The sequence below is a fragment of the Rhizobium ecuadorense genome, assembly GCF_001187535.1.
GTDB lineage: Bacteria > Pseudomonadota > Alphaproteobacteria > Rhizobiales > Rhizobiaceae > Rhizobium > Rhizobium ecuadorense.
Genome location: NZ_LFIO01001531.1, coordinates 1 through 14,262 on the forward strand (window position 1 = coordinate 1; position 14,262 = coordinate 14,262).

The following is a 14,262-nucleotide window of genomic DNA, read 5'->3' on the forward strand; positions in this document are numbered from 1 at the left end:
TCCGAGGAACCTGGACATACGCCACAGGCTCCTCGACCGAAGGTCAAGGAGTGTGATGCCGTTACGGCCGGCATCAACCACGTGTAGGGGTTTCCACACCCCAGGGCAGCGCGTACTGCCCTATCGAAAAAGATAGCGGGAATCCGCCCGCTGCGCAACCGAATTCTTTACAAGATTCAATAGCTTCGCTTTACGCGCGGACACTTGTCTCAAAAGCGAGAGGTCACGCTTCGGGCGGTAAAGTGGTCAGAAAACCAAAGGAGGTGCGATCAGCGGAACGCCCATTGCGAGGATTGTCTGCCCACTCTCCCGGAGGAATAGGCTACCGCAAGCTCCGCCCATAGGGGGTCCTGGGTGAAGCTGGAAAGGGGCCCGCAAGCGTCGATAATGCTCATCTTGCCGAACTGCCCGAGAAGCGTTTCAATTCCCCCACGGCTAAAAGCATTCAACAGCGAAAATGGCTCGCACGGCGAGGAGATGATGCGATGGCCCCAAACCCCCGGCCGTTCGTCCTTTGACAGTGCGTTGAGAAGCTGTGTGTCACGATGGTTGTTCCTCAACGCCTCGCAGAATGCCCAGCGCATCAACGGATAATAGATCGTATGCCGACTTCCACCCAGGACACGCACGCCAGGCAGGATCGACGTTACGATGAACATCAGCAGAAGGTTCGGAACGATCCGGCCAGTTCTCAGGGCCTCCACAAGACTTGGCGGCGAGAATTCAACACAGACATCATCTGTCTCCTTCGACCGGAGGACCCTGCCATCCAGCCAAAGTGGAAAAAGCCGCCCTTCAATGCAGCCCCAGAAAAAATGCGTCGAGTTTTTCAGCCAGCCTCGCCAAGCCGTGTCAGCGAGTTGATCGATGAAATGGATGAGGCGCATCGCGAATGCTCGGTCCTCGATCAACGAGGCTCGCAGCCAGGACCGGCCATCGGAAAGGTGGTCCGCGACCAGATCGGCAACGTCGCTATCATCAAGCTGAAGAAAGTCCACCTGGCTCTCAGAATACCGCTTCCAGAGGCAAAGATTTGCCGCTTTGATCGCCTCTGCCGCCGACTGGAATTCGCCAAGAGGCAAAAGGTCTCGCAAGTAGGAAATTGCCTCCGAGTCATCACCGGGCCTGTCGACGTTTTGAAGATGGAATCTGTAGCAGCCGTTTCTGCCAAGAATGCTGTAGGGGATCATTTTGCTGCGCGACAGGCCGAAGACATTGACTGCATCGCCATCGACGTGGAGCCAGGCCGGACCCTTGCGACCGCGTTCTACGAACTTCACTGTCGAGCAAGCGTAGGAGATATAGGATGTCCTGCCATGCGCGCGAAGTCCCATCAGGGAGAACAGATGGGTGTAAAATGCGTCAGGCTCGATCAACAGGTGGAGGTGGGGGCCACACTGCAGCACCGGAGCGACTTCGATTTCGGCTTGAAAGCGCGTCACGGCCCCTGCTGAATAACCCTGACGTTGCGCGACGGCCGCCACGCGTGACCGCAATAGAGACATTGCCTGGCTTCGCGCGACGCACCCCGATTGATCCGATCCAACCGAGAAAGCCGCCTTTGCGTAGTCGTTCAGCGATGCCTGCTCAAACTGACGCAACCAAGGGAATAATTCAAAAATGAGGGCCAACACCTCACCTTTTGAAACCAGGTCACTATTGGGCGACGTCTCCATCCTCAGACGAACCGCCTTTCCACCGGCGCTCCCCGATCCATGTTAAAGTGAAAGAAGAGCGCGACGGTCACCATCAGCGCCCCGAAGAGGCCGAAAATCCCCGAAGGTGGAATTGCGTCTCCGATCGTCCCGATGATGCCATACGCAAGAAGCCCTATCGAAACACAGATCGTGTGGATCTGGCTTCGCGCCCGCCCCAACATGTCAATCGAAACAGTCGATTGAACCCGTACATCGATCAGGATTCGCGTGACATTGTAGCAGAAGCCAAGCAACACCAGTTGAACGAGCGCGGACAAAAAGCTCTGGAAAACAGGAAAGCCCAACAGAACAATGCCAGCGAGCGCCGACTGGAAGAGGATGCTTTGTCGTCGCGAACGCGCCCTTCTGAGAAGAAGGGTTGAACAGCCCGCAATCGAACCGAGGGCCCAACCTGCCTCGAGATAACCGAACTCTAGCGCCGACCCCATGAGTTCACGGGTGACATATGCGGCGCCCAATACACTCACAAGCATGCCCATCGCATAGGTCAACGCATACATGACGGCGGTGGTCTTCAGTGAGTGAACGACGAAGGTCATCGGCAACAGATCCATCCGACGAATGCTCTTTGCCTGCAAATCCGATCGAGAACGAGAAAGCGGCAGTCGGCCGAGTGCCAGCAGCCCCAACAGTGATAGGCCGAAAAAGGCGCCAGGGAGGATCGACGTCAGATTCATCCCGATGGCGGTTAAGCTGTACCCGGTGACGATGGCGGCGATGAGATTGCCCGCCTGCATCGCAATATAAGACGCCGAATTGAATGAAGTGAGGTTTTTAGGACGAACGATGTCTGGAATGATGGCCTGCAGCGCAGTCGAATAGGTTCTGTCGAGGAACGCGAAGATGGTCCACGATAGGCAAAGAACATCAAGTGGGTGACCGAACGAGAGACCAATGCCCGTTGAAAATATGAGGATCAACCTGGATAAATCGCAAGCGATACAGACGAAGCGACGATCAAATCGATCAACTAGAACCCCACCAACATTGCTGGTGAGCAACTCGGCGGCACTGCCGAGCGCCAAAAGGATGGCGAGAGCGCTCGTGCTCTTGCTGACATCTGTCGCAACCCATGCCGCCAGCACGAAGTAGACATTGCGGCCGGTGGCCGACGCCAGAACACAGAAGAGATAGATGCCGCGAGAGGCATAATACCCCATGCCGCTGCTTTCTGTCGCGCCCACTTCATCCACACTCCCTACTGGCAGGTTCATGGGGACATGCTATTCTTCTGAATAGCTGGCGGCTTTCATGAATTTGATATTATCTCTCGTCCAGAACCAGCTATTCTTTCCAGAGCGCCCGGTACTCGGCAGGGGAAAATCCCGTCTCTCGGCGAAATCTGGTCGAGAGGTGGCTCCCGCTGGAGTAGCCACAGGCGATTGCGATCTCGGTCACGCTGATCGCAGTTGTGCGGAGAAGGTCGGTCACGCGTTCAAGCCGGCGCTGGTTATAGAAGCCATAGGGCGTCGAGCCTTGCGACTGCTTGAAAGCGCGGGAAAAATGCTCGTAGGTCAATCCCGCCTCTTCAGCCAGAGCGCGCACGCTCGGAGGTCGATCGATGTGAGCTTCAATTCGCCCTATCACCCGCTTGAGAACCGTAGGAGACAATCCTCCTCGAGACAATCTGCCAGATGTGCCGGAGCGGCGCTGCAGAAGTCCGAAGATAGCCGCTAGGTGCCCTTCAACGATCAGACTCCCTACGGAATCGTCGTGTGAAAGTTCTCCGGCAATCTGCCGCGCCAAGCATTGGATTGGCAGATCTCTAAATCCAAGCTCCGGACGTAAGGTGCCTACGCGCGGGAGCTTGGTCGTGAGGTTGGAAAAAAAATCCTGCGTCACGGTTATCATAAGATAACAACCCTCAGCATCGCCTTCATCCCAACCGCTCCAATGGCAACCGGGCGGAATGTAAACAAGCGAGCCGTCTGGACGCGGACTGAACTCGACTCTTCGTCCGTCCACAAAATTTTCGCCGGATGCCGCCGTACCCCTTATGTTGAGGAAGATCAGGTGGTCATCCGCGACAACGTCGATAACCTGTCGCCCGAGACTGCGCCGGCGAACGACATCTGCGCGGGCATGGCTCCAAAGGCCTTGCTGGTGAAGAATGATCTCCCCTTGTGACTTTTTCATCCTCTCGGGGTGAATTGATGGAATGATCCCCACTCGAAAGCTGCTCCCCTGAAAAACCGGTGTGGTAGCGACCCTACCTCACCCCAAGTTGTCAACAAGCCAGGCTTTAACCTCAGGTCGAATTTCATGTCAATTTCATGAAAACCAATCAAAATCGTGGATGCGAAAACATGACGTTCGCGATCATCTTCTGCCGACATCATCGCTGACGGCACAATCTTTTCGGGATGCGCGATTTCCCTCCTGAATCCCAAAAACGCGATGGTGCGAGAGAAAGGCAGGCTTTCGCATGCGTGAATTTGCCGACTTCATTGAGGAGTGCGACCGCGCCCCTCGCCTTAACGAGCTTTCTGAGTTTTTTTCGACCACCGCATCCGGTGAGGCCGGAATGCCTATCCGTCCGCCCGAGCTCGATCGCCGCTTGTTTCCAGTGGACATGACGTTCAGGCGCTTTTCAGCCCTTCATCCGCTGCGCCGAGGTCCATTCGATAAGCACTACTTGAGCAGCATACCCTACCGCCTCGAAGAGGAGTGCCGCATAGGCGGCACGATCCTCAAATACGCGCGGGCCAGAAAGGGTCAACTGCAACTCTACACGCTAGGTACAGCCGAGGGGACGATGGCTCGTGTGATCGGCGAACTTGGCAAGGGCAGGATAGAAACGCTGTCATGCAGTCCCAACGTCGAAAACCTTAGAAGCTTCTATGCCTATGGCGTTCCTCCTCATGCCATGTTTTTTCACGGACCATTTCATCATTTGACATCGCAAAGGGTCCAAGAAGACGTGAAGCTCCGAAAGTTTGGCAGCGGTTTCGATATCATCCTCGAGGACACGACTTTCCAGATGTATTCGCCAAATCGCTTCGATCAGATCCGTTTCGTCTCGCAGCATCTCAAGACCAACGGGCTCTTCATGTTCGTCGAGAAGTTCAGGCATGAAGACGACGAGGAATATCGGCGGCGGGAACGCCAGAAGGACCATAGCTTCAAAGCTCGCTTCTTCAGCGCGTCAGATATTCGCGCGAAGGAAGAGACGGTGCTGACGCGAATGGATCGAAACGAAGTCACCCTTTCGGAGATGAGCGAAACACTACGCCGGTTCTTTGGACACTCATTCGTCACCTGGAACAGCGGCAATTTCTACACGCTTGTCTCCAGCAACAGTCAGCAGAATCTCGACCTATTCCTATCGAAGCTGTCCCCACCCGCGATTCCGGCAGAATATGTCTATGCGGACCTTCCCTACCGCCTTTATCCGGAATCCGAGGCAAGGCGGCTATCGGGGCGATCCTGGACCCTTTAGCGATTCCTCATCTTCACCGTCGCGTGAGCGCAACTGCGTCACGTCTTCACGAACAGGCAGGAACAGCATGAAGAAATCAATTGGCGAAGTCCGTCACTTCGTTGAGCTGAGCCCGCCGTGCAACGCGCATCTGGTCCTGCCACGAGCGCCATCATTCGCGGGTGAGGAAGATGTTCCAAAGTGCGTGCACGTCGCCGAGGCGTGTGTCGCAATCTCGCGCACGCAGCACGTTGCCGACAAGATCTGCACGCAAATCGAGGACTTCTACCAATCCCTCGTCTCCGTGGGACCTGACAGACTTCTAGCTTTCGAAGGTGGAGGCGCGATCATAAGGCCGACCAGTGAAAGCCTGTTCTTCACAGTTTCAGCGCGAGACCTCGTCACTTTCTGTGGCATCCGCGCGCTGCTGGAAGCAGGCTTGTTTCTGGCCACGTCCGTGTCCGAGGGGGCTATAGAGTGGCTTCACGCAGACAGCACGCGATCTGGTGAAACCTGCAATCGCCTCTACAACGACCGTTGCGGAACGGATGCACAATAATTTCGTCCGCTTCGCCACCCAAAGAAAGATCGATCTTCGGACAATCGGGTGATAGTGCTTTTTCAATCAACCATACATTTGTCCGCTCTCTTTTTCCCGACCCTCAGAGGTTGATGCCGCGACTGCGGTTGGCGGTCTGTTGGCGCCGCTCCACTATGATCTGCTCGCTGCTCTGCAGGCGGACAGTCTGCTGCAGGACCTTCAGCCGCTCCTGCATCGCCGCGAAAGCTCCGCGCTGCGCCGGTGGCACTACGTTGGCGATATCCTTATCGCCTCGGACGAGGGCATTGCGACCAAAGCGCTCGTCGAGCGCTCGGCTGACAGCGGCAAACTCCCGGCCAATGCCCGGATCGAGGGAAGCGGCGGAAACACTCAGCTTCCTGCTGTCCTTGCTCACCTCGACCGTCAGGTGCGCCAACGCCTCTTCCGCAGCTTTCGAAAGAGCTGGAATGGCAACCGCCATGCGCCGCCGTTCGTCCGTGATAGCCTGGCGTTGTGCATCGAGGGCATTGAGGTGGGCCGCACCGAGCGCGCGCAGGCGCGCTGCAGCTTCCGGCACGGCCGCCACAGCCTCTTTCCGCTCTCGGCCAGAGGTCAGCATCCGGTCCATCAGGCGATCCGAACCACGCAAGGCACCATAGGCGGCAGGATTGTTGGTCACCGCGGCTCCAATGCGCTCGGCGGCAAAACCTTTCTGGAGAAGTTCCTCGATCTTGCCGACGACTTCAGCCGGATCGCGCCAGATTGTCGTTGCCGCGTTCGCCAGTGCCGCACGCTGCTGGCGATAGACAGGCGAAGCAAGAGCCCGAGATCGCGCCTCGTCGTCGATCGGAACCTTGAACTCGGTGACGGCGGCAAACATGGGCGGCATGATGATTTTCTCCGTCCCTGGCTCTTTGCTCAAATCGGCACTCGCGCCGGCGACGACCTTCGAACGATCCCGACGTTCGGCGAGGTGCTGCTCGTCGGCAAAGCGTCGCACGGCGTCGAACAAGCGGGTCAGCTTTCCGCGCCATTCATCCGTCAGGTCCTCCGGCATGCGCTCGACAATGTTGCGTTCAGCGATCGCATCCGCCTTCGCGCTAAATGCGCTCCAGCCAAAGCGGGCCGTCAAAGCTTCGCTCACCGCCTTGATCTCCCGCACCACCGATCGATCTTTGGCGGCGAGCGCAAAGGCCGTCTTATAAGCATCGTCCCCGCCCTGGCTGCGCACCGCCTCGATTTCCATCAGACGTGCCATGGCGCGTTCGGAGAGCGCCGGGATCGACAATGACATATGCGCGCGGCGCGTCTGCTCGCGCAGTTCGAACCGTTCGGCGTTCCTGCGGAACTCGGTCGCATGGGCACGGGCCATCGGAAGCAGTTCCTTCACGGCCGCGACAGCGAGATTGCGCTCTTCACGCGCCGCGCGTCCGTCGACGATCAGCTCGGAGCCACGCAGCCGGCCAAGCCGACCAGGGGCTGCCGCAAGGTCGTCGGCGAGCCTGCGGGGTGCGACCCCGATATCCGACGCCAGTGCATTCAGGGAGACGAGCGCTGCATCCGGATCCCGGTAGATCTTCTGCAGCAGCGGCCGCAGGATCACCTCCCGCTCCGTCCAGGCCGGCGACGCAAGCTGCGCCAACCGCGCATCCTCCTCGACGCTGCTGACAAAGGACGTGGCCGGCGGGATCAGATAGCGTGTTTCAGCAGCACTTGCGCCCGAGACGGAGTGGGATGCAGTTCGCGCGTCACTGGACGTCGCTTCGACCATCGTCTGGCTCCGCTCTTCATTGTAGGCGACCCGCCGTTCCCGCTCGATGGCAAAGCCGAGCGCCACGCTTGCCCTCTCCCAGAGCTTTTCCACCTGCTCCCGCTTTGCGGCAATCCACGCCCAGCGCCGGGTAAGGCTTTGCTCCATCTCGGCGGCGGCAAGCGAGAGATGATCAAGCCCGCGGCGCCGGGCGAAGTCGTTAGCGTGTGCGCGGTAACTGGCCTCGCTCTCAAAATCGAGCGTCGTCGTCTTGGCACCGGAGCGCGACAAGCGTTCGACGAGCGGATTGAAGAGTTCCGGCCGATGACTTTCCCGCTCGATGCGCTCCTGTCGTGCGCTAGCGGTCTCGACCTGGCTGGCCGTCCAGACGTTGCGATCGACCTCCCTCTCCTCGTAATGCTTGTGACCTGTCTTCTCGTCGACTACGGCAATCTGGACCTTGACCCGCTCGACACCATCCTTTCTGAGCGTCACGGTGTCGCCTTCCTGGATGCCGGCCTCCTCGAGTGCCTTCGGCAGGCTCACGCCCCAAAGCCGATGGACGGTTCCGTCGTCCGCCCTGACGTCGGCATAAGGGCTGTCGTCGGCATCCTCGTCATCAGGCCGGAATTTGGCTTCGCCGGTTTCGACAAGCTCGCCGGTCACACCCGTGGCATGATCGACACGCGGCTTGCGTCCCCATTCAGGTTTTGCCGCAAAATCTTCTTTGGCCGCATAAAGATCGACGCGGTCGCGATGCCTCGTCATCGACACATAGGTCAGATGCTGGTCCATCATCCCGGTTGCCAGCACGAAGGTGCGATCGACGGTAGCGCCCTGCGATTTGTGGATCGTTGCGGCATAGCCGTGATCGACATGTCGATAGCTGTCTTCGCTGAAGACGAGCTTGCGGCCGTTGTCGAGCAGAACCGAAAGCAGCGGATCTCCACGCTTGTCGCCGGTGGAGACGACGGTGCCGAGCATGCCGTTCTTCACATACTGTGGCCCGGAGTGCTTGGCGCGCGGCTCAAGGAAGCGAGCGTTCTCCAGGAAGATGATCCGATCGCCGGCGGCAAATTCCCGTACGCCCCGCTCGCTCCGGAAGCTGCGGCTTTCACTGAGCGCTCCCTCCTGCGTCATCACCGATCGCAGCGCCTCGTTCAACTTGCGAACATCGTCGTTGGTGTGGGCGAGCACCAGCAGTTCATCACCGCGAAGGCGGCCATCCCCGCCCTCAGACGTTGATCGCTCTATTGCCTCTCTGCGCGCAGCAGCCCAGTCGGAGACGATGCGATCGATCGTTTCCTCGCGTGACCCTGCCTCGACCAGATGGCCATGCCGGGCATAGGCGTCGAGGCCCTTCTCGACCTCGCCGCGGGCAAACAGCCGCGAGGCATTACGTGCCCAGGCCTCACGCTGGCGGCGCACGCCGACAAGCTCTGCAAAGCCGATGCGTTCGGTAATTGCCCGGAAGGCAGCACCGGCCTGGATCGGCTGCAGCTGCATCGCATCGCCGACCAGCACGACCTTTACCTCAGCCTCCTCGGCAATCTTCAGCACACGGGCCATCTGCTGCGAGGCCACCATGCCGGCCTCGTCGATCACCAGCACATCACCGCGATGGAGCGTATCGCGCCCATTGCCCCAGGCCAGTTCCCAGGAGGCAAGCGTCCGCGACTTGATGCCGGAACTGTCTTGCAGCCCTTCCGCGGCCTTGCCGGCAAGGGCTGCACCGATCACCCGGTGTCCCTCGCTCTCCCAGGCAAGACGTGCGGCAGCAAGCAGCGTCGATTTGCCGGCGCCGGCAAGGCCTACAATAGCGGCAATGCCACCATCACCGGTGACATGACGGACAGCATCGACCTGCTCTGCATCGAGCCGAAACGGATTCTTTGGATCGCCGCTCTCCACGCGTTCGATCGCCACCGTCACATTCCGCTCGGAAACACCGAAGCCGCGACGCTCCGACAAAACCCGCGCCGACTGCGCCATGTCGTATTCGATGCGCAGCATCTCCCGCGTCGTAAACACCGCGGGCTCCGACACCTTTCCTGTCTCTGCCTCGATCTCCTGCGGCTTCAGTATGACCAATTGGTCCGACGCCATCAGCCTGGCGCGGATGTTGGCAAAATCGGTGGGATCGTCGACGTAACGGTGCAGCGCCCTGGCGATATCCCTCTCGTCGAAGGTAGAGCGTTCATTGCCGAGCTGCTTCAGCAAAAGCTCCGGCTCTGAAAGCAGCCGATCGGCCATCTCCTGGCGGCGGGCGAGATCGGCCGGCGCGAAGTGGAGCTCCCTGCCCTTCCTCGCCAGCGCCGCCTTCTCCGGCCCGAGATGTTTTTGCGCGATCCCGTCGAGGCCCTGTTCGGCATAGGAGCGACCGTCGAGGCGGATGTCATGTCCGGCCAGCGCCAGATGCCGGTTGGCCGTTTCCGCCCAGGCGATCTTCCACGCTTTCATCGTTTCCTTGTCGCCCGCCCAGACTTTGTAGACGATCTTGCCGTTCGGGCGGTCCGGCGTGACGACACGCAGCGGCTTGCCACCCTCACCAAGCACTGGAACCTTCTTTGCCCCGAACCCCTCCTCCGTCGCCGGCCGGAGCGTCGTCATCAGGTGGATGTGCGGGTTGCCGTCCTTGTCGTGATAGACCCAGTCGGCGATCATTCCTTTCGAGGTGAGATTGTCGCGGACGAATTCGCGCACCAGCGTGATATTCTCGGCCCGCGTCAGCTCCTCCGGCAGCGCGATGATCAGTTCGCGGGCGAGCTGCGCATCTGCCCGCGTCTCGAAGGCGTCAACGGCATTCCAAAACACTTCGCTGGCCTTGCTGACGGACTGACCTGATATCGCCGACCGCAGCCAATCCGGGATCTCATCCGGCAGCGCCAGTTCCTCATACATCAGTTCGCCCGCCCCACCGCGATAGCTGAACGACGTTCCCGCCTGCTCGTCCATCATCCGGGCGCGGTGGCGATAGGCGGCAGCCGAGACGATGCTGCGTCCCGATCCCCTGCTGATCACCTGCGCTCTGACGAACATGATCGCCACTGGCGTCTCCAGACTGGCCCAAGCACGTCGCGACAGCGACGTATATTGCGCCCTCAAACAGATCGGACCGAAGGGCCGATGCCGCTTTTCTGGTTGCACGGTAGCGCATTTTACTGTTTTATTCTAGTTAGTATAATCGCCCCTTCGACATCAAAGCAGAAAAGGAACCAGGAATGGCGACAAAATCATCGATTTCCGATCTCGACGCCCAGATCGAAAAGCTGCGCGAACGCAAACGATTGTTGATAGTTAAATCGGCCGAGCGGTTTGCCCGCGCCGCGACCAGAACCGGGCTGGCGGAGATGGAGATCGCCGACGAGGAGATCGATCGGATCATCGAGGAAATCGCCGCGCGATTTCGGAAGGGGGAAAGGAAAGGCGCCGCTGGCCCCACTCCTCAAACGCGTCGACCAGCAGATAGCGGCGCTGGAGCGCAGGGGCAGGTTCCAAATGACGGCTGACCGCAAGCGCGACACGCGCGAAAAGATCCTGCTCGGCGGGATCGTCGTCAAAGCCGGGCTATCGAAGGCGGATCGGGCGTTCCTGCTCGGCGGCCTCATAGAAATGGCAAGGCTCGTCCCAGGCTCCATCGAGCATCGGCGGCTGCGCGATATCGGCGAAGAGGCTTTCAAGGTCTCCTCTCTGAGGAACGGTTCATCGCATCTCGAGGAGAAAGTAAGATGGGCCTAAGAGGGAAACCGCATCCGAGCCTGTTACTCGTTTTGGTACCGATCGCCGTCACCACGATCACAATCTACATTGTTGGCTGGCGATGGCCGGGACTCGCCGCCGGCATGTCCGGGAAGATAGAACACTGGTTCCTGCGCGCAGCACCTGTGCCGCCTCTACTGTTCGGACCTCTTGCCGGACTTCTGACAGTTTGGGCCTTGCCGCTGCATCGGCGAAGGCCGGTCGCCATGGCAAGCCTTTTGTATTTTCTCGGTGTTGCCGCGTTCTATGCGCTGCGCGAATTCGGCCGGCTTGCACCTGCTGTGCAGGCCGAAGTGATCACATGGGATCGAGCGCTGTCCTATCTTGATATGGTCGCAGTCATCGCCGCCGTCGCCGGCTTCATGGCAGTGGCGATGTCGGCCCGCATCTCCGTCGTCGTCCCAGATGAAATAAAACGTGCCCGGCGTGGAATATTTGGAGATGCCGATTGGCTGCCCATGACGGCAGCAGGAAAACTGTTTCCGCCGGAAGGGGAAATCGTCGTCGGTGAGCGCTATCGGGTCGACAAGGAAATCGTCCATGCGCTTCCCTTCGATGCAAACGATCGTAGCACCTGGGGACAGGGCGGGAAGGCGCCATTGCTCACCTACAGACAGGACTTCGATTCCACCCATATGCTGTTTTTCGCGGGATCGGGCGGATACAAGACCACCAGCAACGTCGTCCCGACGGCGCTGCGCTATAGCGGGCCGTTGATCTGCCTCGATCCCTCCACCGAGGTCGCACCAATGGTGGCCGGACACCGAGCCCGCGCCCTCAAGCGCGAGGTCATGGTGCTCGATCCGACGAACCCGATCATGGGCTTCAACGTGCTCGACGGGATCGAAGCATCCAAGCAAAAGGAAGAGGACATCGTCGGCATTGCCCATATGCTGCTGTCGGAAAGCCTTCGCTTCGAAAGCTCGACGGGATCCTACTTCCAGAACCAGGCGCACAACCTCCTGACCGGTCTGCTCGCCCATGTGATGCTCTCGCCCGAATATGAGGGCCGGCGAAGCTTGCGCAGTCTCCGCCAGATCGTTTCCGAACCGGAGCCCTCGGTGCTCGCTATGCTGCGCGACATTCAGGAGCATTCCGGTTCGGCCTTCATCCGCGAAACGCTCGGCGTCTTCACCAACATGACCGAGCAGACGTTTTCGGGCGTCTATTCCACAGCATCGAAGGATACCCAGTGGCTGTCGCTCGACAGCTATGCCGCGCTCGTCTGCGGCAATGCCTTCAAATCGAGTGATATCGTTTCGGGCAAGAAGGACGTCTTCCTCAACATCTCCGCATCGATCCTGCGCTCCTATCCGGGCATCGCTCGTGTGATCATCGGCTCGCTCATCAACGCCATGGTGCAGGCCGACGGCGCCTTCCAGCGCCGGGCGCTGTTCATGCTCGATGAGGTCGATCTGCTCGGCTACATGAGGGTGCTCGAGGAGGCGCGCGACCGCGGCCGCAAGTACGGCATCTCGATGATGTTGATGTACCAGTCGGTCGGGCAGTTGGAGCGGCATTTCGGGAAGGATGGCGCGACGTCATGGATCGATGGCTGCGCTTTCGCCTCTTACGCAGCGATCAAGGCGCTCGACACGGCGCGCAACGTCTCTGCGCAATGTGGCGAGATGACGGTGGAAGTGAAGGGCAGTTCCCGCAACATCGGCTGGGACACGAAGAACAATGCATCCAGGAGATCCGAGAACGTCAACTTCCAGCGCCGGCCGCTGATCATGCCGCACGAGATCACCCAGTCGATGAGGAAGGACGAGCAGATCATCATCGTCCAGGGGCATAGTCCGATCCGCTGCGGCCGGGCGATCTACTTCCGGCGAAAGGAGATGGATCAGGCAGCTAAGGTCAATCGTTTCGTCAAACCGGTGCTATGATCGTGGTTTTATGAGCGGCCCACCTCGTCCTCGCCGGCATAGGCGTCGACGGCGTTTTCGAGTTCGGCAAAAAGCTCGTCGGGCATCGTTTCGATAGTGCCGACGGTGCGTCGGTCTGCCTGCCTGATCAGTTGCTGATAATCTTCGATATTGAGGAGAACCAGCCGGGGTTTGTTCCGCTGGGTGATCGTCACCGGATGGCGCAGCGCCTCGACGATGATGTCGCCGGATTTACGTGAGAGGTCACTGGTTGAATACGTCCCGCTTGGCTTCGGCATATGGGCTTCCTTGTTGCTATCGCTGGGATTTACAGCATTTACAACATTACTGTGATTGTTGTGAAACTTCGCAGCCGTCCTTCCTCGGCTCACTTGAGGGCCATCGGCAACTGAGAGGCAACCTCGTCTGTCGCCTCTCAATATGTGAGATGGTGCTGCTACCACCATGACCAAACGGCGCGCCCCGCATAGACCGGGATGCGAGTTGCCAACGTGATATCCTTGATGATCGGCGCCAGCGAGCCGAGTTCGTCCGCAATCAGCGCAACGAGCTCAGGATAGTTGATATCGACGCCAGTGTCGTCGGCAGCCCAAGCGCTCATCCAATCGCCGCCGTTGACGCGGAATTCACGCGTGTCGTAATCAAATTCGAGTTCGTCCAGCAGATTGATAGTGAAGCGCCCGAAAATCTCGATCTCGCCCTCCAGCTGATATTCGGCGAATTCATCCTCCCCGATGAGAACACTTCTTTCCAATTCCATGATGACGCGGATCCGATCGATTGCCGCGTCGAGCCCCTCAACCAGGCGATCGTGAAGCTCTCGTGAAAAATCGCTGTCGCAGCCGAAGCGGTTTGCCAGGACGACGAGCCGGAAGCCGGCAAGCTTGGTGTAGAGCATGAGGTTCTGATCGGTTGTCACAATGTGATTTCCTTCATCTTGATGACGGAGATCGGCCACTCTGTTGCAAAGAGGGGTCAAGGACCGCGGAACGCGGCTCGCAAGCGGGGGAACCGATTTTTCCAGAGCGCAGTGAAACGCAGCAGCGGAAAAATTGGGGGAGACGCGCCGTCCTTGACGCCGGATTTGCTGGAGTAAAATTGGACGTCAGAGAGAGAAGAGACCCGCGGACCCGAAGGGGACGCGACCGTTTCCGGCGTGAGCCGGCAGCAGGTGTCGAGGATAGAAC

Annotated in this window: 11 protein-coding genes; 5 read left to right on the forward strand and 6 right to left on the reverse strand. The window is 59.1% G+C overall.

Translation table 11 applies throughout. From position 1 onward, the window contains the following. Nucleotides 1-269: 269 nt before the first annotated feature. The 3 genes from AF337_RS31650 to AF337_RS31660 form a co-directional block, all read right to left on the reverse strand. Complete coding sequence (locus AF337_RS31650) at nucleotides 270-1,676, reverse strand: hypothetical protein (RefSeq protein WP_012489507.1); 1,407 nt, start codon at nucleotides 1,674-1,676, stop codon at nucleotides 270-272. Nucleotides 1,677-1,678: 2 nt separating this feature from the next. Next, nucleotides 1,679-2,932: an MFS transporter gene (locus AF337_RS31655; RefSeq protein WP_029875465.1), complete on the reverse strand. Its 1,254-nt coding sequence runs from the start codon at nucleotides 2,930-2,932 to the stop codon at nucleotides 1,679-1,681. Between the two features lie 70 nt (nucleotides 2,933-3,002). Then, the gene (locus AF337_RS31660; RefSeq protein WP_157214064.1) at nucleotides 3,003-3,854 is read right to left on the reverse strand and encodes a helix-turn-helix domain-containing protein; all 852 of its coding nucleotides are present in this window, start codon (nucleotides 3,852-3,854) and stop codon (nucleotides 3,003-3,005) included. Between the two features lie 289 nt (nucleotides 3,855-4,143). Between AF337_RS31660 and AF337_RS31665 the strand changes: the two genes are divergently transcribed. After that, nucleotides 4,144-5,157: a class I SAM-dependent methyltransferase gene (locus AF337_RS31665; RefSeq protein ID WP_049735250.1), complete on the forward strand. Its 1,014-nt coding sequence runs from the start codon at nucleotides 4,144-4,146 to the stop codon at nucleotides 5,155-5,157. 67 nt (nucleotides 5,158-5,224) lie between these two features. Then, complete coding sequence (rctB, locus tag AF337_RS31670; RefSeq protein WP_012489503.1) at nucleotides 5,225-5,695, forward strand: SMa0974 family conjugal transfer regulator; 471 nt, start codon at nucleotides 5,225-5,227, stop codon at nucleotides 5,693-5,695. Between the two features lie 103 nt (nucleotides 5,696-5,798). On the opposite strand, the gene traA is transcribed toward rctB, so the two are convergent. Beyond that, on the reverse strand, nucleotides 5,799-10,475 hold the full coding sequence (gene traA, locus AF337_RS31675; protein WP_041684029.1) for a Ti-type conjugative transfer relaxase TraA: 4,677 nt from the start codon (nucleotides 10,473-10,475) through the stop codon (nucleotides 5,799-5,801). A gap of 173 nt (nucleotides 10,476-10,648) precedes the next feature. Here traA and AF337_RS31680 point away from each other — a divergent pair, with 173 nt between their 5' ends. From AF337_RS31680 to traG, 3 genes are read left to right on the forward strand one after another with little or no spacing between them, the layout of a single operon-like run. Continuing rightward, a complete protein-coding gene (locus AF337_RS31680) occupies nucleotides 10,649-10,936 on the forward strand; it encodes a TraC family protein (RefSeq protein WP_012489501.1) in 288 nt (95 codons plus the stop codon). Next, a complete protein-coding gene (locus tag AF337_RS31685; RefSeq protein ID WP_009983795.1) occupies nucleotides 10,926-11,165 on the forward strand; it encodes a conjugal transfer protein TraD in 240 nt (79 codons plus the stop codon). The genes AF337_RS31680 and AF337_RS31685 overlap by 11 nt, the downstream gene beginning before the upstream one ends. Beyond that, nucleotides 11,156-13,075, forward strand: a complete 1,920-nt coding sequence (gene traG / locus AF337_RS31690) for a Ti-type conjugative transfer system protein TraG (RefSeq protein WP_012489500.1) — start codon at nucleotides 11,156-11,158, stop codon at nucleotides 13,073-13,075. Before AF337_RS31685 ends, traG begins: the two co-directional genes overlap by 10 nt. Before the next feature lie 8 nt (nucleotides 13,076-13,083). Here traG and AF337_RS31695 read toward each other — a convergent pair whose 3' ends face one another. Both AF337_RS31695 and AF337_RS31700 read right to left on the reverse strand, forming a co-directional pair. Beyond that, nucleotides 13,084-13,353 carry a type II toxin-antitoxin system prevent-host-death family antitoxin gene (locus AF337_RS31695; protein WP_009990963.1) on the reverse strand — a complete coding sequence of 90 codons (270 nt, stop codon included), beginning with the start codon at nucleotides 13,351-13,353 and terminating at the stop codon, nucleotides 13,084-13,086. Between the two features lie 158 nt (nucleotides 13,354-13,511). Next, nucleotides 13,512-13,994 carry a hypothetical protein gene (locus AF337_RS31700; RefSeq protein ID WP_010066437.1) on the reverse strand — a complete coding sequence of 161 codons (483 nt, stop codon included), beginning with the start codon at nucleotides 13,992-13,994 and terminating at the stop codon, nucleotides 13,512-13,514. Nucleotides 13,995-14,262 lie beyond the last annotated feature (268 nt).